An 18,786-nucleotide genomic window follows, 5' to 3' on the forward strand; every position below is an offset into this window, starting at 1 on the left:
AAGACTGATAATCAGAATGCGAACGCCATGCGCCCAACATAAAATCACCTCAATAACAAGTAGTATGGTAAAAATACCATCCATTTCGATTATTGGGGCGATTAAAAAAAGTCAAGATAGAATGCAACCAGATATGTTAAAAGAAGGGAAAAAAACAAAGAAAAAATTCTTACGATGTAAATAAAGATGTAAGTGAATTGGAAATCGAAAAATGATTTCAGAATGAAATTTTGGGGGATAAATTTAAAATATGTCTCCTGAAATTCAGTTATATCAGGCAACAGAAGTTGCCGAGAATACTCATTATTTTAGAGGAGGACATTTTATGAAGACAGGAACAAAAATTAGGGACAAATTGACACCTTATGCGTTTTTGTCACCTGCAATATTATCAATGACGGTATTAAGTTTCTTACCTATTGCATATACCATATATATTGCGTTTACCAATTTTAGCCTGAATCACTTTAAACAATATCAATTTGTAGGATTTAAAAACTTTATAGATATTATAAATGGACCGTTAAGAACGGTATTTTTACCAGTGCTTTTATGGACGGTGGTTTTTGCAGCGATAGCAACATTGGCTAATTATGTTATAGGTTTATTTTTAGCGGTTTTACTCAATAACAAAAATATGTGGGAAACGAATATTTATAGAGCCATACTTATAATTCCATGGGCATTGCCATCAACAATTGCAATATTAGCTTGGCAGGGTCTGTATAATCAAGATTATGGTGGAATAAATACTTTGTTAAGTTACTTGCATATTTCAAAAATACCTTGGCTTACGGATCCGTTCTGGGCAAGAGTGGGAATAATAATTGCCAGTGCGTGGATGGGATATCCTTTTATGATGAATGCATCTTTAGGGGGATTACAAGCGATACCACCAGAATTATATGAAGTAGCAGATTTGGATGGTGCTACTTGGTTTCAAAAGTTAAGACTTATAACACTTCCTATGCTTATGTCATCAGCGCTGCCACTTATTATCTCATCATTTGCTTTTAATTTTAATAATTTTGGTTCTGTGTTTTTGATAACTGGTGGAGGTCCTCCAAGAACAGATACAGCTTTTGCTGGTACTACCGATTTGCTTGTAAGTACTGCTTACAAAATGACGATGCAATTTAATAGATACGATTTAGCATCAGCATTGTCAATAATTATATTTTTGATAATTGGGACATTAAGCTATGTAAATATGAGGATGACGCATGCATTTGAGGAGGTGGACTAGATTGATGGATTCAGCTAATGCAAATATGAATAAAAAGAAATTAAAAGAAGATCGAAAAATGCGTCCAAATGAGAAAGTCACTTTGTGGGTTAGCAGAGTTATAATCTGGATTTTTATTGTAATAATTCTTTTCCCTGTAGCATGGGTTGTAGGTGCTTCGTTAGGGACAGGTGATGCTTTCTTCTCCGGTACGATTTTTCCAAAGCAAATAAGCTTTCAAAATTATATAGACTTGTTTCAGAAAACACAACTATTAATATGGATAAAAAACAGCATGATTTTGTGCTTTGGTGTGGCGATCATACAATCTATTTTAACATCTACTTCCTCATATGCATTTAGCAGAATGAAATTCGTTGGAAGAAAAAATGGATTAATGACTCTTTTGATTTTACAGATGTTTCCGACATTTATGTCTTTGCCAGCGATATATGGAATTTTGGCAAAATTAGATTTGCTCGATAATTTATATATATTTGTTTTGGTGCTTGCAGGTGGTAGTGCTTTTAATATATGGCTTCTAAAGGGGTATATAGATGGATTGCCAAAAGAACTTGATGAAGCAGCATTGGTTGATGGTGCATCGTATTGGCAAATATTTATTAGGATAATATTGCCACTTACTGCACCTATGCTTGTTGTAATATTTTTGTTTAGCTTTATAGGGACATATAGCGAATTTATATTATCGAGTGCTGTACTGAAATCACCTGAAAGTTATACTGTAGCACTTGGACTGCAAAGATTTATTACAAATCAATTTTCAGCCCATTGGACATTATTTGCGGCAGCGTCTGTTGTAGCATCATTGCCTCTTGTAATCATATTTATGGCGTTGCAGAGGTATTTGCAGCAGGGACTTGCAGCTGGTGCTGTAAAAGGATAAAATGTTACACATGGAACAAATTGTAAACACTGGAATACATTCCAGTGTTTTTTGTATATTATGGTCGTTTAATGTTAAAAATAATAGTGTTTTATTATTAAATTATTTGGAGGTAAGAGATGAGTAAAAAAGTTGGTATTCCAAAAGGGCTTTTATACTACAACTTTTATCCTATGTGGAAAGCATTTTTTGAAGAACTGGGCGCTGAAGTGGTTACTTCCAGTGATACATGCAAAAAAATAATTGATGATGGTGTCAAGACTTGTGTAGATGAAACCTGCCTTCCTGTAAAGACATTTATGGGTCATGTGATTGATTTGAAGGGAAAAGGCGTTGATTATATTTTTGTTCCAAGAGTCATAAGCGTAGAAAGGCGTAGATATCTCTGCTCAAAATTTTTAGGGTTACCTGACTTAGTGAGAAATCTGATTTCGGATTTGCCGCCAATAATAGATATGAAGATTGATTTTTACCGTGGCGATGATTTTATGAAAAAAGAAATTTTGAGAGTTGGCAAATTGTTTATTAACGATATCAGTAAAATTAAAGGCGCATACGAAAAATCTTTAAAAATGCAAAGGACTTTTGAATGCATTATTAGAGAAGGATTTTCAAATACAGAAGCAATAAAAATTATGGAAGGGGAAAAATTAGATGCAAATACAAAAGGGGATTTAAAAATAGCCTTATTAGCCCATTCCTACGACATAATGGATGATTATTTATCTATGGGGTTGATAAATAGGCTTAAGAATATGGGAGCTTATGTGCTTACGACAAATATGATAGAAAGGGATAAAATTGAAAAGGGCGCCAGCAAACTTCAAAAAGATTTATTTTGGAATTATGGAAGGGATATTTTAGGTGCAGGTAAATATTTTATCGAGAGTGAAGACGTGGATGGTGTAATTTCTGTTTCAGCATTTGGATGTGGACCAGACTCTATCACTGAAGATCTTTTAGAAAGAGATTATAAAAGAGATGGTAGGATTCCATTTATGTCCATAACTATTGATGAACATACTGGTGAGGCAGGTCTAAATACTAGGATAGAAGCATTTATTGATTTGTTAAGATGGCGCAAAGGAGAGATTATGGCATGAAAATAACATATCCACATATGGGTTCGTTAAATATGATATTAAAGACGATGTTTGAAGGAATCAATGTAGAAGTTGTGGAGCCGCCACCTGTGACTAATAAAACCCTGTCAATTGGAGTAAAATATTCACCTGAGTTTGTCTGTCTTCCATATAAGATAAATCTGGGGAATTTTATAGAAGCACTTGAAAATGGTGCTGATACTATAATAATGTTGGGTGGCATAGGACCTTGCAGGTTTGGCTATTATGGGCAAGCACAAAAAGAAACATTGATAGATTTAGGATATAAGTTTAACATGATAATATTAGATCCGCCTCATGGAAGGTTAGTTGATTTTTTAAAAGAACTTTCATCGTATTTTCCAGACGTATATTGGAAAGATGCTTTGAAGGCTTTTATTTTTGCTGTTCAAAAAATGATAATTGCTGATAAATTCGAAAAGAAACTTTTGATTTTAAGAGCACATGAAAATAGATCAGGAATTACGACTAAAATTTTTGAAGACTACATGGAAAAAATAAAAAATGCGAAAAACAAAAAAGAGCTAGATAGCATTTACAAAGAAGGCTTGGAAAAGTTAAGACAAAATGCAACCATAAAAAGGGAAATTCAGCTTAAAGTCGCTTTAGTAGGGGAAATATATCTTATGCTGGAACCTTTTTCTAATTTAGATATTTTAAAATCGTTGAATGAATTAGGCATAGAAGTTACTAAAACTGATTTTCTCTCTGATTATTTAATAAACAGTGCTTTTAAATTGCCTCAGAGAATGGAATTTAAAAAATATGCCCATGGGTATTTAGAAAGGGATATTGGTGGTCATGGTTTAAATACAGTTGCAAACACTGTAAAATATGCAGAAAAAAATTACGATGGAATAATACAGATTTTTCCTTTTACGTGTACGCCTGAAATTGTCGCACAGGGAATAATCGCCAAAGTAAGCAGTGATAAAAACATACCGGTTATGTCACTAAGCTATGATGAAAAAACCGGTGAAGCAGGGTATCAGACGAGATTAGAGGCATTTAAAGATTTATTGGAGAGACGGAGATTGAAAAATATAAAAAAATATTAAATTTTTTATCTGGATATCGAAAAAATTATAAATTATTGGTATACTTATATTTGTATATAAATAGATTATTTTTATGGAAGATCGACGATGAGGTGATTTTATGAATGAACTTGGTGATATACTTAAAAATGCGAGATTAAAAAAAGGCATGACACTTGACGATCTTCAGGAGATTACGAAAATTCGCACGAGATATTTGAAAGCTATAGAAGATGGTGACTTTAATGTAATACCAGCTTTAGTTTATGCAAAAGGGTTTGTTAAAAGCTATGCAGAGGCTGTAGGTTTAGATGCTGGTGAACTGTTAAAAAAGTATAGCTATCTTTTTGAGGAACCTAAAGAAAAGGATGATGTAGCACAATATGTGACTACACCTTTAGAAGAAGAAAGCTCTTTTGATCTATCGGTACTCCTGAGAAGGTTTATAAAGCCATTTATAGGGGTTTTAGTGGTGTGCCTTTTCGCCTTTGGCATATATTACATGGTGAGCCAGATAAATAAAGGACTGGCGCCTCTTCCAAGTACAGAGCAAAGCACGAATAACACTACTCATAAGTCACAAAATCAAAATAAAAATAATACTACTTCAAATGATGTCTATAGCAATAACGAGAAGACAACTACGTTTAATTTGGTAAACAGCACAAAAAGCGAATTCGATTATAAAGTCTCACCTGTTGCTGATTCATACAAAGTCGATCTGTCTGTACCTGGACAAAAATGCTGGGTTAGTGTGAAGGTGGATGGTGTCAATACCTATCAGTATTTGATGACATCAGGCATGATAAAAACTTTTGATGTCAAAAATGACATAGAAATCTTGATGGGAAATCCGCCAGATGCTAAAATAACAGTAGATGGCAAAGAAATACCACATATCGATATTCCAGCACCAGTAACTGTAAAACTTGAAAAATGAGAGAGGGGTATTGTATGATAAGACAAGCTATATATCACAAAAGTGATGTTCCGTTTGCATATCCTTTAAATAAGGATGAGCTTCATATAGTCTTAAGGACTGCTTCTACAGATATAAAAAGATGTTACATTTTTTATCGTGACAGGTATGATTGGATGGGTAAGTTCAAAGTAAAAGAGATGTTTTTAACTCAATCAAATGATTTATTCGATTATTATGAAACGACACTTAAATTAAACAAGAAATTTGTATACTTTTTTTACCTAATATCTAAGATGAATGAAAAAGTCTTCTATACAGAGTCAGGTTTTTATGAGGAGAGGCCAGAAAAAAGTTTCCATGGATTTTTCCAGTTTCCTTACATATGCGATATGGATGTTTTTTTTGCACCAAAATGGACAAGCGATTGCATTGTATATCAAATATTCCCTGATAGGTTCAACAATGGGGATAAATCAAATGATCCAGAGAATGTGAGACCTTGGGGTGAGAGACCTGAACCAACTACATTTTTTGGAGGAGATATTCAGGGGATTATTGATAAAATTGGATATCTTAAGGAACTTGGAATTAATGCAATATATATGACGCCAATATTTTTGTCACCTTCTACACATAAATATAATACAACAGATTATTATAAAATAGATCCTCATTTTGGTGATACACAAAAGGCAAAAGAATTAATTGATAAATGCCATAAAAATGAGATAAGAGTGATTTTTGATGCTGTCTTCAATCATTGTGGCTATGACTTTTTCGCATTTCAAGACGTAATTAAGAATGGGAAAGATTCAAAATATTGGGATTGGTTTAACGTATATGAATGGCCTATAAAAACAATACCTCTTCCATCATATGAGGCTTTTGCGGATCATGAATGGAGAATGCCGAAGCTTATGACTAAAAATCCTGATGTGCAGGAGTACTTGCTTAATGTTGCTGAATATTGGATTAAAGAAGTAGGCATTGATGGTTGGAGGCTTGACGTTGCAAATGAAATAGACCATCATTTTTGGAGAAGATTTAGGGAGACTGTGAAAAAAGCGAAGCATGATGCTATAATTGTCGGCGAGGTTATGCATGATGCATCACCTTGGCTTTATGGCGATCAGTTTGATAGTGTCATGAATTATCCTTTTAAGAATGCTCTTGTTGACTTTTTTGCAAAGAGAAGCATAGATGCAAAGCAATTTAACACTATTATGACTGAACAGTTGATGAGGCATATGGACGGTGTTAATAGGGCTATGCTAAACCTGATAGGAAGCCATGATACAGAGAGATTTTTGACAATGTGCAATGGCATGGTAGTGCGGATGAAGTTGGCTCTTGTATTTCAATTTACATATATTGGAGTTCCATATATATATTATGGGGATGAAGTTGGTATGGTTGGTGGTTATGATCCTGATTGTAGAAGATGTATGATTTGGAATGAAGAAAAACAAAACTTGAAGTTATTCAATTTTTATAAAAGGCTTATTTCTTTGAGAAAGGAAAATGAAGAACTAAGATATGGAACATACAAGACACTATATGCGAGAGATGGAATTATAAGTTTCAAAAGGGAATACAAAGGTAAATCGATTATTGTGATAATAAATAATAGCAGCAAAGAGCATTCAATATTATTAAATGGTGTACAAGGGAAGATAGATATTTTAGGAATGGGTAAGATAAAAATAAAGGGTAAAATTATATCATTAGAGCCAAACTGTGCCTATATTTTGAAATAATTTAATGAATATTTTAAGTTAATCTTTATGGAATAAAGCCGGACTTTTTGTCCGGCTTAAATCATGGGATATTTAATGTTTTGCATACATTAATTCGTAGTATTCTTTAAGCATTCTATTTGCTGAAAAGGCATCATAGGTTGTTCTAATGCTTTCTCTCATCATATTTTCCCATTTTTCCTTATCGTTATAATATGTTGGTACAACTTTATTTAACAGTACATCGTACAATGCTTCAAGGTCGTGCTTGTCTAAAATTTCTACATCATTAGATTCAAATCCATCGCCAAATTGCCAGCCATTTACACCGTCAATGCAAGCTTCAGGCCACCAACCATCTAAAATACTTAAGTTTAATACACCGTTCATAGCAGCTTTCATGCCAGATGTACCACTTGCTTCCTTTGGCCTTCGAGGATTGTTAAGCCAAACATCGGAACCTCTTGTCAACATTTTGCCTATTGTCATATCATAATCTGGAAGAAATACGACGCTTTCTGGGTATTTTCTGGTCATCTCAATTAGTTTTGCTACGATTTTTTTTCCAACATCGTCTAAAGGATGTCCTTTTCCGGAAAACACCATTTGTATTTTTCTTGATTTTAAGTATTCACCTATAACTTCATCATTTGTGAAAATAAGGTCACTTCTCTTGTAAGGAGCAGCTCTTCTTGAAAAGCCTATTAACAATTTATCAGAATCAAGTTTTACACCAGTGCGATCATATACAAAATCAATTAATTCTTGCTTTATTATATTATGTGTTTTCAGGAGATTTTCACCTTTATTGTATGCTTCCGTGATTCTACTATCTACCCATGTTTTTCTGTCAATACCGTTTGTAATTGATATGATTGGAGCTGCATTATCAACATGTGCCCACATTTTATTTGCCGTTTGTCCGTGTAGTTTTGCGACACCGTTTGCAATTCGTGAAAGTCTTAGCCCTGCAACAGTCATATTAAAAGGAACTCCGCCTATTTGAGCCATTTGCTCAATTGTTAGACCGTTGTTTGCACCCATGTACATGAGAAGCTCTATGTTGTGAGATTCGTTCCCTTCAATTACAGGTGTATGTGTTGTAAATACAACTTCTTGTCGTGTTGCATTCCATGCTTCATTAAACGTCATATTTTTATTTTCCATTTTTTCTCGTATAAGTTCTAATGCTGCTAATGCGGCATGGCCTTCATTAAAGTGATAGACATCGACGTCGATTCCCAATGCTCTTAAAGCTCTTACGCCACCGATTCCAAGCACGATTTCCTGTGCAACTCTTTCTTCGCCAAACCACCCGTAAAGTTGTCCTGTTATCCATCTATCTCCATTTTCAGGTATGTCTGTATCTAAAAGATACAGCGGTGCATTGTCAAAACTATCTACAAGCCAGACTTTACAGTATACATCTTGATTTCTAATTTTAACTTTTACTTTTACACCTGTATCTTTTAGAAAATCGTACTTGTAGTTATGATATGCATCATAAGGATAACCGTCTTCGCCTATATGCTGTTCTGTATAACCTTGTTTCCACAGGATGCCGATGCCTACAAGAGGCATGCCAAGTTCTTTTGCGGCTTTCAAATGATCACCTGCTAAGATTCCAAGTCCTCCAGCGTAAAGTTTAAAATCCGAATGAAGTCCGTATTCCATGCAAAAGTATGCTACTCTTGGAAGTTTTTCTCTGTCCATTTTATACCTCCTTATAGAACTTTTAAGTATATTATAATATTAAAAAATCAACAATGCAATTGGTTGCACAAAAACTTTATAGTCAAATAGATGCTTAAGTAACCTTATTTGAGATTTGTGAATATTATGCAGTATATATTAAAATATGGCTAAATGCCATCTTTCCATATTGTAATTGGGGTGAGAGTATGGAGGCAAAAGGGAGATACGGAAGAGATTATCAGTATTACAAGGAATACGAAAAGCTGTATGGAAGCTTTGATATTTTCAGATTCTTAACTGCAAAAAAATTAAATGAACTAGGAGAATACGAGGAATGGAAGGACTATAAAGAATTCAAAGAGTGGCTTTCATCAAAGGAAAAATTTGATTGGAAAGATTCTAAAGATTATCTTGATTGGGAAATCAGAAAATTAAATTCATAAATAATTTTTGTACTCCTATAAAAATTTATAGGAGTTTTTTTTAGAATTATGTAGTATAATAAACTTAGGACTTGCGAGGTGAATTATATGTCCTTTTCATCAATCACAAAAAATGAGCTATCAAGAATATACCCTGAGGAAAGGTGCTGTAAATTAGCCGAGCTTGCTGCTTTGATAAGAACTATAGGCGTTATATCTATATATGGACATCAAAGAATTAGTTTGAGCCTTGTCACTGAAAATGCTTCTGTTGCAAGATTGGTATTCAAAGTTTTAAAAGATATATTTAATGTTGTAGCAGAGGTGATGGTGAGAAGAAACAGTCAATTAAAAAAATCTTTAAGTTATCTTATTTTGGTGTCTGATAAGACGGCTGCGGAAAATATCTTAAAAGAAGTCGGATTTATAAAGCATGACAGCGAAGGCATTAAGCTTAATTACGGCATTGAGAAAAGCTTGATAAGCAAAAAGTGTTGCAAGAAAGCTTATATTAGAGGAGCTTTTCTTGGAGGTGGTTCAATAAGTGATCCAGAAAAGGGATATCATATGGAGTTTATTAACCACAATATTGATCATGCTAAAGATTTAAGTAAATTAATAAATAATTATCATTTGCATTCAAAAATTATTGCAAGAAAAAATAATTATGTAGTATACTTAAAAGAGGGAGAACAAATAGTAGATGTCCTAAACATAATGGGGGCACATAATTCCTTATTGAACTTAGAAAATATACGCGTATATAAAGATATAAGGAACAATGTAAATAGGCTTGTTAATTGTGAAACTGCCAATCTTACAAAGACTATCAATGCATCATTGAGGCAGATAGAGAATATAAATTATATAAAGGATAACGTAGGATTGAATTATCTCCCTGACAATTTAAAAGAGATTGCAGAAAAAAGGCTCAAATATCCAGATATAAGTTTAAAAGAATTGGGACAAATGCTAGATCCTCCTGTTGGAAAATCAGGAGTAAATCATAGATTAAGAAAAATTGAAGAAATAGTATCAAAATTAAAAGAGAGGAGAGTCAATAACTATGACTGAAAAGACAGTAGAAATTAAAAATAAGACAGGTCTTCATGCAAGACCGGCAGCTTTATTTGTACAAGCAGCTAGCAAATTTTCTTCACAGATTTGGGTGGAAAAAGAAAATAAAAAGGTGAATGCTAAGAGCATCATGGGTATTATGTCGCTAGGTGTTGCACAAGGGAATACAGTAAAACTTATAGCTGATGGTAGCGATGAGCAGGAAGCTATAAAGGCTCTTGTGGACTTAATTGATTCAAAATTTGGAGAAGAATAATCTAAAAAAGGTTTCTTTAGGAAACCTTTTTTGTATGAAGGATGATTTTTTTATGACTAAAAATGAAAAAGTACTGGAATATCTTAAAAGCCTGCCAGAAGGTACAAAAATATCAGTCAGAAGCTTAGCTCAGGCTTTAAAGATAAGTGAGGGTACAGCATATAAAGCCATAAAAGATGCAGAAAGTATGTATATTGTAACAACTATTCCCAGAGCTGGAACAATAAGGACGAAGGCAAAAAGTAAACAGATTGATAGGCTTACGTATGAAGAAGTAAAGAATGTGGTTGATGGAGTTGTACTGGGAGGCGAAAATGGGCTTGATATTGAGCTTCACAAGTTTTTGATAGGCGCTATGACAACCGAAGAAATGGTTAAGTATATTCAGCCTGGAGATTTGATAATACTTGGAAACAGGGACAATGCACAGACAGCTGCATTAAAAGCGGGTGCAGCTGTCTTAATCACTGGTGGATTTGATGCTAAAGATGAAGTAAAAAATCTAGCAAATCAACTTTCACTACCTCTGATTTCTACTACCTATGATACTTTCACGGTTGCCACATTGATAAATAAGGCAATTAATGAAAGAATGACAAAAAAGAGAATACTTCTGGTAAATAATATCATGTCTACAAATCCAATTTATATGACAACAAAACAGACTGTTAAGGATTGGAAAATGTTATTAAACAAGACAAGCCATACAAGGTATCCGGTTGTTGACGATAGCGGAGCTTTGGTGGGTATAGTCACATCAAGAGAGGTAGCCAAAGCTGATGAAGAAGATAGAATTGGAGACATAATGTCAAAAAACCCCATATATGTAACAGAGACTACAACTGTAGCTTTTGCTGCACATTTAATGATATGGTGGAATATAGAAGTTTTACCTGTCACAAATAATAAAGAGCTTGTAGGCATTATAAGCCGAGAAGATGTTATAAAGGCATTGCAATATATGGCAAAGCAACCTCAGATTGAAGAAACTATAAATGATACATTGTTAAAGGATTTTCGAGCCGAGAAAATTCAAGACGGTATGAAGTTTTTTGGTACGATACCGCAGAACATGGTAAATCAATTGGGAACTGTCAGCAGTAGTGCGCTTATGATGCTTATGTGTGAATGTGGTGTATCATCAGTGACGAGAAATAAAAGATTTGATGCTGTTGTTGACAATTTTTTAGTTTATTTTATAAGGCCTCTTCAAACAGAGAAAAGTATTGAAGTAAATACTACAATAATTGATTACAGCGGTAACTTTTGCAAAGTTGAGATATCTGTCATATACGATGGAACTATGATTGCTAAAGCATTAATGTCATTGAGGCTTCTAAAAAACAAGAAATTATTTTAAGGTGATTGACATGTTTGTACATTTGCATGTTCACAGTGAATATAGCCTTTTAGACGGTTCTTGTAGAATAAAAGAACTAGTTAAAAGAGCAAAAGAATTGGGTATGGATTCTATCGCTATTACAGACCATGGAGTTATGTATGGTGCTATAGAATTTTACAAAGAGGCAAAATCTCAAGGGATTAAGCCTATAATTGGATGTGAAATTTACGTTGCTCCAAGGTCATTGTATGACAAAGAGTATGGCATAGATAACTTAAACTACCATTTAATATTGTTATGTAAAAATATGACTGGATATGAAAATTTGATGAAGATCGTATCGAAGGCATCTATTGATGGTTTTTACTACAAACCTAGAGTAGACCATGAATACCTAAAAAAACATAGTGAAGGATTAATAGCACTAAGCTCTTGCCTTGGCGGTGAAATACCGTCGTATCTTCTCTCAGATGATTATGAAAAAGCTAAAGATACAGCTATTTTATACAATTCTATTTTCGGAAAAGGCAATTTTTATTTAGAGCTTCAGTATCATGGCTTAAATGAACAAGAAAAAGTAAATTCTGAATTAATAAAGTTATCTAAAGAGCTTGATATACCGCTTGTTGCAACAAATGATGTGCACTACCTCAATGAAGACGACCACATGGCACATGAAGTTTTACTATGCATACAGACAGGTAAAAATATGGATGATGCTGACAGGATGTCATTTCCAACAGATCAATTTTACTTAAAGTCATCAGATGAGATGTACGAGATGTTTTCATATTGCAAGGACGCTTTAGAAAATACCAGAAAGATAGCGGAAATGTGCAATTTGGAATTTGAATTTAATAAGACTAAGCTGCCTAAGTACGACGTACCAGATGGCACGACATCGGCGGAATACCTGCGAAAGCTTTGCATTGAAGGGCTTAATAAAAGATATGCAAATCCAAGCAAAGAGGTAATTAAAAGGCTTAATTACGAATTATCTGTGATAGAAAAGATGGGCTATGTTGACTATTTTCTTATCGTGTGGGATTTTATAAAATTTGCCCGCGATAATGGTATTATGACTGGCCCAGGCAGAGGTTCTGCTGCTGGAAGCCTTGTGGCATACTGCCTTGGGATAACAAAGATTGATCCTATAAAGTACAACTTGCTGTTTGAAAGATTTTTAAATCCAGAGAGAGTCAGCATGCCTGATATAGATTCTGATTTTTGTTATGAGAGAAGACAGGAAGTAATTGATTATGTTGTAAAAAAGTATGGCGAAGATAAAGTGGCACAGATAATCACATTTGGTACAATGGCTGCTAGGGCCGCAATCAGAGATGTAGGGCGAGCATTAAATTTTCCATACGCTGAAGTTGATGTTATTGCAAAAATGATTCCCTTTGAACCAGGGATGACCATAGATAAAGCTATTGAATTAAATCCAGAGTTAAAGGAAAAGTATAAAAATGATGAAAAGATAAAGCAGCTAATAGATATATCCAGATCTCTTGAAGGACTTCCAAGACATGCTTCAACGCATGCGGCAGGTGTCGTCATATCTAGTGAACCACTTGTAAAATACGTACCATTGCAAAAGAATGAAGGATCTATTGTTACACAGTTTACAATGACGACTCTGGAAGAATTAGGTCTATTAAAGATGGATTTTTTAGGTTTAAGAACTCTTACAGTCATCAGAGATACTTTAAATATCATAAAAGAAACTCGAGGTATAGATGTAGATATCGATAATATAGATTTTGAAGATAAAGAAGTCTATGCGCTAATATGCAAAGGCGAGACTGAAGGTGTTTTTCAATTAGAGTCATCTGGAATGAAACAGTTTATGACAGAGTTGAAGCCAGAAAAACTTGAGGATATAATAGCAGGGATATCTCTTTATAGACCTGGCCCTATGGATCAAATACCTAGATATATTGAGAATAAAAATCATCCTGAAAATATAAAGTATGAACACCCGCTTCTTAAGCCTATACTTGATGTAACATATGGATGTATGGTGTATCAGGAACAGGTTATGCAAATTGTAAGGGATCTTGCAGGGTATTCGTTAGGAAGGTCTGATTTAGTTCGCCGTGCCATGGCAAAGAAAAAAATGAAGGTCATGGAGGAAGAAAGAAAAAACTTTATATATGGAATAAAGGATGAAAGTGGAAACTATGTGGTACCTGGAGCCATAAATAAAGGTGTCGATGAAGCTACAGCTAATAGGCTTTTTGATGAGATGATTGATTTTGCCAATTACGCATTTAATAAATCACATGCAGCTGCTTATGCTGTTGTAGCATTTGAAACAGCCTATTTAAAAAAGTATTATCCAGTTGAATTTATGGCTGCTTTACTAAACAGCTTTGTTGACAATACCGATAAGGTGGCTTTCTATGTTCAAGTTTTAAGAAAGATGGGTATTCAGGTGTTGCCGCCAGACATAAATGAAAGCTATTCGCATTTCAGCGTTACAAACGGAAAGATAAGATTTGGACTTGCGGCTGTAAAAAATGTCGGATTAAATGCCACATTAGAGATCGTTGAAGATAGAAAGAAGAACGGCAAATACAAATCGATTGTAGATTTTTTTGAGAGAATAGATGACATGCAGTTAAATAAAAAGGCTGTTGAAAACCTAATTAAATCAGGTGCATTTGACTCATTTGGTGTATATAGGTCACAATTGTTGGCTGTTTATGAAGATATTATGGACAGCATACATAAAAACAAAGAGAGAAATATAAAGGGGCAAATGTCACTATTTGGCAGCGAAATCGAAAGAAATGAAGTTAACTATTCACTTCCTGATATTAAAGAATTTTCTCAAAATATGATACTTTCAATGGAAAAAGAAACGATGGGATTATATATAAGTGGACACCCACTTGATGAATTTCAAGAAGACATTCAAATGGTAGCAAATTGTACGACGCGGGATTTGAAAAACAGCGATGACACATTTGTAAAAAAATCGATTTTTGATAATCAAGATGTGGTTTTGGCTGGAATAATCGAAAGCAAAAAAATAAAATTTACAAAAAACAATAATATGATGGCATTTGTAAACCTGGAAGATTTGTATGGGACGATAGAGGTTATCGTATTTCCTGCAGTATATGAAAGGTATTCAAAATTTTTAAAGGAAGATTTACCTGTGATAATAAAAGGCAAGGTCAGTTTAAAAGAAGAGGAAGAGCCGAAAATTTTATGTGACGAAATTGAGCCACTTACCCACAAAATTAGAGAAAAACTGTGGCTTAATGTAAAAGAGCAAAAAGATATTGAAAAGATTAAGGGAGTTTTGTTAAGGCATAGAGGAAATATCCCTGTATTTATAAAATACACGAATAAAAGCCTTGCTGCCAAAAAAGATTTGTGGGTAAATGGAACGAATGAGCTTTTAGATGAACTTGTCAGTATACTTGGAAAAGAGAATGTTAAAATTGTATAATACATAAATATATATTGATATTATAAAAAAAATAAATTAAAATAGTAGTTAGAATAATCAAGGAGGCCTTTTTATGTGGACTGTTATATACATGGCGCACAGCATGGAGATTGCTGAAAAGGTCAAGGATATACTGACAAAGGAAGGCTTTTTAGTAAAATTAAAACCTCTAAAAAAAAATGTAGATAATAGTGAAGGATATTGCGAGGTTATGGTTCCCAATTCAGAAGCACAGGACGCACAAAATACTATTATTGAATATGGTCTTTAATTGCCCCTATAAGGGGAACTTTTGATAAAACGGGACGCAATATGACCCGGTTGGTAAGGAGGATATATTATGAAAACTATAGGAGTATTAACAAGTGGTGGAGATGCGCCAGGCATGAATGCCGCAATAAGAGCAGTTGTAAGATGCGGTATATACAATGGACTTACAGTTAAAGGCATCATGAGAGGATATCAAGGACTTATCGACGATGAAATAGAAGACATGACATTGTCATCTGTAGGTGATATTATACAGAGAGGTGGCACAATACTTCGAACAGCCAGAAGTGCTGAGTTTAAGACAAAAGAAGGTAGGGCTAAAGCTGCAGAAATTCTAAAAAAACATGAAATTGAAGGGCTTGTAATCATTGGTGGCGATGGTTCTTTCAGAGGGGCACAATTGTTAAGCAATGAGCATGGAGTCAATACTATTGGAATACCAGGTACTATTGACAACGATATACCATGTACTGACTATACAATTGGTTTTGATACAGCGTGTAACACTGCGATAGATGCTATAAATAAGATCAGAGATACAGCTACATCGCATGAAAGAGCCAATATCATTGAGGTAATGGGGAGAAATGCTGGATACATAGCGCTTTATGCAGGACTTGCAGGTGGAGCAGAGATCATTATAATACCTGAAGTAAAATTTGACATTGATGAAGTGTGCGAAAAAATTTCATACGGCATTAAGAGAGGTAAATTGCATCACATAATTGTATTGGCAGAAGGAGTAATGAGCGGACTAGAGTTATCAAAGATGATTCAAGAAAGGCTTCCTAAGCTTGATTTGAGGCATACTACGTTAGGCCATATACAAAGAGGCGGTGCACCGTCGGTTATGGATAGAATTATTGCAAGTCAAATGGGAGCAAGAGCTGTTGAGCTTCTATTGGAAAATAAATCACAGAGGATAATCAGCATAAGAAACAATCAAATAGTTGATGATGATATTGACACTGCATTAGCCATGAGAAAAGAGTTCAACTTTAAGTTATATGAACTTAGCAAAATATTATCAATTTAAGGAGTGAAGATATGCGTAGAACCAAGATAATATGCACGATAGGTCCTGCAAGTGAGAAATATGAGATACTGAGAGAACTAATTGAAAGTGGCCTGAATATTTGCAGATTGAATTTTTCTCACGGCGATCATGAAGAACATGGAAGCAGAATAGACAATATAAAGAAGATTAGGGAAGAGCTTCAGCTACCGATTGCTATTATGCTTGATACGAAGGGACCGGAAATAAGAACAGGAAAATTTAAGGGTGGTGTTGCAGAATTAAAAGAAGGACAGACATTTACAATAACCTCAAGGGATATTGAAGGAGATAATACTATTTGTTCTGTGACATATAAAGGCCTTCCTCAAGATGTGGAGAGAGGTTCTCACATATTGATTGATGATGGTCTAGTATCTTTAAAAGTCAACGATGTAAAAGGCGAAGACATAGTATGTACAGTTGAAAATTCTGGAACGATTGGAGATCATAAAGGTGTAAACGTGCCGGGTACAAAGCTTAATTTGCCTGCTATCACGCAAAAAGACGTAGACGACATAGAGTTTGGAATAAAAAAGGGCATTGATATGATAGCTGCATCTTTCGTTAGAAAGGCTGCGGATGTAATTGCAATAAGAAGGCTATTAGAAGACAATGATGCAGGTCACATACTCATCATCTCTAAGATAGAAAACCGTGAAGGTGTAGAGAATATAGACGAGATTATAAAAGTTTCAGATGGCATAATGGTTGCTCGTGGAGATTTAGGTGTAGAAATACCAATAGAAGAAATACCGATTGTTCAAAAAAGAATAATTGAGAAGTGCAATAAAGCAGGTAAGCCAGTTGTCACAGCCACTCAAATGCTTGATTCTATGATAAGAAATCCAAGACCTACAAGGGCAGAAGTTACCGATGTAGCAAATGCTATATTAGACGGTACTGATGCAATAATGCTTTCTGGTGAAACGGCCCAAGGAAAATACCCTGTAGAAGCATTTAAAACAATGTCAAAGATAGCTGAAAAAATAGAGACGTATATAAATTACAAAGAAAATTTGGACAAGAATGTGGACTACAATATTTCCATGACAAACGCTATAAGCCATGCAACATGCACTACCGCAAGGGATATAGGTGCAACTGCAATTATCACATCTACGATATCAGGTTACACTGCACGAATGGTATCTAAATACAGACCGTCAGCTCCTATAATCGCGGTAACACCAAACAAAGATGTAGCGAGAAGGCTTAGTATTGTATGGGGTGTACATCCTTTGATATCACAAGAAGTCAACTCTACAGATGAAATGATAGAAGTTTCGGTAAATACTGCTTTAAACGAAGGTCTAATTCGGAATGGTGACATTGTTGTAATCTCTGCGGGAATACCAGTTGCTACGACAGGTACAACAAATATGTTAAAGGTCCATATAGTCGGCGATGTGATAGTAAAAGGAACGGGTATAGGTACGAAATCGATAAGCGGTGTTGTATCTATCATAAGAGATCCGTATAAAGACAAAGATAAGTTTAGAGAAGGAGATATTATAGTTGCACAAAAAACAGAAAGAGATTATATGCCTATAATAGAGAAGGCGTCGGCGATAATAACTGAAGAAGGAGGCCTTACATCACATGCTGCAATAGTCGGATTAAACTATGGATTGCCTGTAATTGTAGGATGTGAAGGAGTTACTGCAAAACTGAAAGATGGCATGACTGTTACGCTAGATGCAGCGAGAGGCTTAGTGTATAAGGGAATAGTAAATATAAAATAGACAGGAAGATTTCTTCTTGTCTTACTTTTTTGAGGTGAAAATTTATGTATACATATGATGCTAAAATTCGGGTCCGTTATGGTGAAACAGATAAGATGGGCATAGTGTATTATGCTAATTATCTAAATTGGTTTGAAATAGGTAGGACAGAATTTTTCCGCTCTTTAGGTATGACATATAAGGAACTTGAAGATAATAAAATTATGCTACCTGTAATAGAAGCAAACTGCAGATATGTTTGGTCTGCAGAGTACGATGATGTCATTATTATCAGGACTAGGATAGATTTTTTGAAAGGAACCAGAATAAGGTTTGCCTATGATATCATAAGAGAAAATGACAATAGGCTTTTGGCGCAGGGAATGACGGAGCATCCATTTACTACTTTAGATAAAAAGCCTGTAAATATCAAAAAAGTTTTACCTCATGTATATGAAATGCTTAATAAATATTATGGCGATCGCTAAGAAATTGCTTAAAAGGTATGTTGCAAACATAGCGAGAGGTGGCG

General features: G+C 34.5%; 17 protein-coding genes. 16 read left to right on the forward strand and 1 reads right to left on the reverse strand.

What is annotated here, in order from left to right; translation table 11 throughout:
• From J2Z80_RS00005 to J2Z80_RS00035, 7 genes are all read left to right on the forward strand, one after another.
• Positions 1 to 184: hypothetical protein (locus tag J2Z80_RS00005; RefSeq protein ID WP_209452547.1), on the forward strand; the 184-nt coding region annotated here is incomplete at its 5' end.
• Between the two features lie 141 nt (positions 185 to 325).
• A complete protein-coding gene (locus J2Z80_RS00010; RefSeq protein WP_209452548.1) occupies positions 326 to 1,246 on the forward strand; it encodes a carbohydrate ABC transporter permease in 921 nt (306 codons plus the stop codon).
• A gap of 4 nt (positions 1,247 to 1,250) precedes the next feature.
• Positions 1,251 to 2,132, forward strand: a complete 882-nt coding sequence (locus J2Z80_RS00015) for a sugar ABC transporter permease (RefSeq protein WP_209452549.1) — start codon at positions 1,251 to 1,253, stop codon at positions 2,130 to 2,132.
• Positions 2,133 to 2,251: 119 nt separating this feature from the next.
• On the forward strand, positions 2,252 to 3,235 hold the full coding sequence (locus J2Z80_RS00020; protein ID WP_209452550.1) for an acyl-CoA dehydratase activase-related protein: 984 nt from the start codon (positions 2,252 to 2,254) through the stop codon (positions 3,233 to 3,235).
• Positions 3,232 to 4,314 (forward strand): 2-hydroxyacyl-CoA dehydratase, encoded by a 1,083-nt coding sequence (locus J2Z80_RS00025; RefSeq protein WP_209452551.1) that lies wholly within the window; start codon positions 3,232 to 3,234, stop codon positions 4,312 to 4,314. The genes J2Z80_RS00020 and J2Z80_RS00025 overlap by 4 nt, the downstream gene beginning before the upstream one ends.
• A 100-nt stretch (positions 4,315 to 4,414) precedes the next feature.
• Positions 4,415 to 5,233 (forward strand): helix-turn-helix domain-containing protein, encoded by an 819-nt coding sequence (locus J2Z80_RS00030; RefSeq protein ID WP_209452552.1) that lies wholly within the window; start codon positions 4,415 to 4,417, stop codon positions 5,231 to 5,233.
• Between the two features lie 14 nt (positions 5,234 to 5,247).
• The gene (locus J2Z80_RS00035; RefSeq protein WP_209452553.1) at positions 5,248 to 6,972 is read left to right on the forward strand and encodes a glycoside hydrolase family 13 protein; all 1,725 of its coding nucleotides are present in this window, start codon (positions 5,248 to 5,250) and stop codon (positions 6,970 to 6,972) included.
• Between the two features lie 72 nt (positions 6,973 to 7,044).
• Here the strand turns inward: J2Z80_RS00035 and glgP are convergent, their stop codons facing one another.
• Positions 7,045 to 8,664 carry an alpha-glucan family phosphorylase gene (gene glgP, locus J2Z80_RS00040; RefSeq protein ID WP_209452554.1) on the reverse strand — a complete coding sequence of 540 codons (1,620 nt, stop codon included), beginning with the start codon at positions 8,662 to 8,664 and terminating at the stop codon, positions 7,045 to 7,047.
• A gap of 188 nt (positions 8,665 to 8,852) precedes the next feature.
• Between glgP and J2Z80_RS00045 the strand changes: the two genes are divergently transcribed.
• The 9 genes from J2Z80_RS00045 to J2Z80_RS00085 all read left to right on the forward strand — a co-directional run bounded on the left by J2Z80_RS00045 (position 8,853) and on the right by J2Z80_RS00085 (position 18,742).
• Positions 8,853 to 9,089 carry a hypothetical protein gene (locus J2Z80_RS00045; protein WP_209452555.1) on the forward strand — a complete coding sequence of 79 codons (237 nt, stop codon included), beginning with the start codon at positions 8,853 to 8,855 and terminating at the stop codon, positions 9,087 to 9,089.
• Between the two features lie 87 nt (positions 9,090 to 9,176).
• On the forward strand, positions 9,177 to 10,142 hold the full coding sequence (gene whiA, locus J2Z80_RS00050; RefSeq protein WP_209452556.1) for a DNA-binding protein WhiA: 966 nt from the start codon (positions 9,177 to 9,179) through the stop codon (positions 10,140 to 10,142).
• The gene (locus tag J2Z80_RS00055) at positions 10,135 to 10,401 is read left to right on the forward strand and encodes an HPr family phosphocarrier protein (protein WP_013297295.1); all 267 of its coding nucleotides are present in this window, start codon (positions 10,135 to 10,137) and stop codon (positions 10,399 to 10,401) included. Before whiA ends, J2Z80_RS00055 begins: the two co-directional genes overlap by 8 nt.
• 52 nt (positions 10,402 to 10,453) lie before the next feature.
• Positions 10,454 to 11,761 (forward strand): DRTGG domain-containing protein, encoded by a 1,308-nt coding sequence (locus J2Z80_RS00060; RefSeq protein ID WP_209452557.1) that lies wholly within the window; start codon positions 10,454 to 10,456, stop codon positions 11,759 to 11,761.
• 10 nt (positions 11,762 to 11,771) lie between these two features.
• Positions 11,772 to 15,206: a DNA polymerase III subunit alpha gene (locus J2Z80_RS00065; RefSeq protein ID WP_209452558.1), complete on the forward strand. Its 3,435-nt coding sequence runs from the start codon at positions 11,772 to 11,774 to the stop codon at positions 15,204 to 15,206.
• A gap of 73 nt (positions 15,207 to 15,279) precedes the next feature.
• On the forward strand, positions 15,280 to 15,477 hold the full coding sequence (locus J2Z80_RS00070; RefSeq protein ID WP_013297298.1) for a hypothetical protein: 198 nt from the start codon (positions 15,280 to 15,282) through the stop codon (positions 15,475 to 15,477).
• Between the two features lie 69 nt (positions 15,478 to 15,546).
• Positions 15,547 to 16,512 carry a 6-phosphofructokinase gene (gene pfkA / locus J2Z80_RS00075; protein ID WP_209452559.1) on the forward strand — a complete coding sequence of 322 codons (966 nt, stop codon included), beginning with the start codon at positions 15,547 to 15,549 and terminating at the stop codon, positions 16,510 to 16,512.
• A gap of 11 nt (positions 16,513 to 16,523) precedes the next feature.
• Positions 16,524 to 18,275 (forward strand): pyruvate kinase, encoded by a 1,752-nt coding sequence (pyk, locus tag J2Z80_RS00080; protein ID WP_209452560.1) that lies wholly within the window; start codon positions 16,524 to 16,526, stop codon positions 18,273 to 18,275.
• Positions 18,276 to 18,319: 44 nt separating this feature from the next.
• On the forward strand, positions 18,320 to 18,742 hold the full coding sequence (locus J2Z80_RS00085; RefSeq protein WP_209452561.1) for an acyl-CoA thioesterase: 423 nt from the start codon (positions 18,320 to 18,322) through the stop codon (positions 18,740 to 18,742).
• Positions 18,743 to 18,786 lie beyond the last annotated feature (44 nt).

The organism is Thermoanaerobacterium butyriciformans (assembly GCF_017874545.1).
GTDB lineage: Bacteria > Bacillota > Thermoanaerobacteria > Thermoanaerobacterales > Thermoanaerobacteraceae > Thermoanaerobacterium > Thermoanaerobacterium butyriciformans.

Bases quoted from the DNA above. Each gene is read 5' to 3' on its own strand.
- pfkA (WP_209452559.1), top strand. From the start codon at position 15,547: ATGAAAACTATAGGAGTATTAACAAGTGGTGGAGATGCGCCAGGCATG.
- J2Z80_RS00085 (WP_209452561.1), top strand. From the start codon at position 18,320: ATGTATACATATGATGCTAAAATTCGGGTCCGTTATGGTGAAACAGAT.
- J2Z80_RS00055 (WP_013297295.1), top strand. From the start codon at position 10,135: ATGACTGAAAAGACAGTAGAAATTAAAAATAAGACAGGTCTTCATGCA.
- J2Z80_RS00070 (WP_013297298.1), top strand. From the start codon at position 15,280: ATGTGGACTGTTATATACATGGCGCACAGCATGGAGATTGCTGAAAAG.
- J2Z80_RS00035 (WP_209452553.1), top strand. From the start codon at position 5,248: ATGATAAGACAAGCTATATATCACAAAAGTGATGTTCCGTTTGCATAT.
- J2Z80_RS00060 (WP_209452557.1), top strand. From the start codon at position 10,454: ATGACTAAAAATGAAAAAGTACTGGAATATCTTAAAAGCCTGCCAGAA.
- J2Z80_RS00020 (WP_209452550.1), top strand. From the start codon at position 2,252: ATGAGTAAAAAAGTTGGTATTCCAAAAGGGCTTTTATACTACAACTTT.
- J2Z80_RS00065 (WP_209452558.1), top strand. From the start codon at position 11,772: ATGTTTGTACATTTGCATGTTCACAGTGAATATAGCCTTTTAGACGGT.
- J2Z80_RS00030 (WP_209452552.1), top strand. From the start codon at position 4,415: ATGAATGAACTTGGTGATATACTTAAAAATGCGAGATTAAAAAAAGGC.
- J2Z80_RS00045 (WP_209452555.1), top strand. From the start codon at position 8,853: ATGGAGGCAAAAGGGAGATACGGAAGAGATTATCAGTATTACAAGGAA.
- pyk (WP_209452560.1), top strand. From the start codon at position 16,524: ATGCGTAGAACCAAGATAATATGCACGATAGGTCCTGCAAGTGAGAAA.
- glgP (WP_209452554.1), bottom strand. From the start codon at position 8,664: ATGGACAGAGAAAAACTTCCAAGAGTAGCATACTTTTGCATGGAATAC.
- J2Z80_RS00015 (WP_209452549.1), top strand. From the start codon at position 1,251: ATGGATTCAGCTAATGCAAATATGAATAAAAAGAAATTAAAAGAAGAT.
- J2Z80_RS00025 (WP_209452551.1), top strand. From the start codon at position 3,232: ATGAAAATAACATATCCACATATGGGTTCGTTAAATATGATATTAAAG.
- whiA (WP_209452556.1), top strand. From the start codon at position 9,177: ATGTCCTTTTCATCAATCACAAAAAATGAGCTATCAAGAATATACCCT.
- J2Z80_RS00010 (WP_209452548.1), top strand. From the start codon at position 326: ATGAAGACAGGAACAAAAATTAGGGACAAATTGACACCTTATGCGTTT.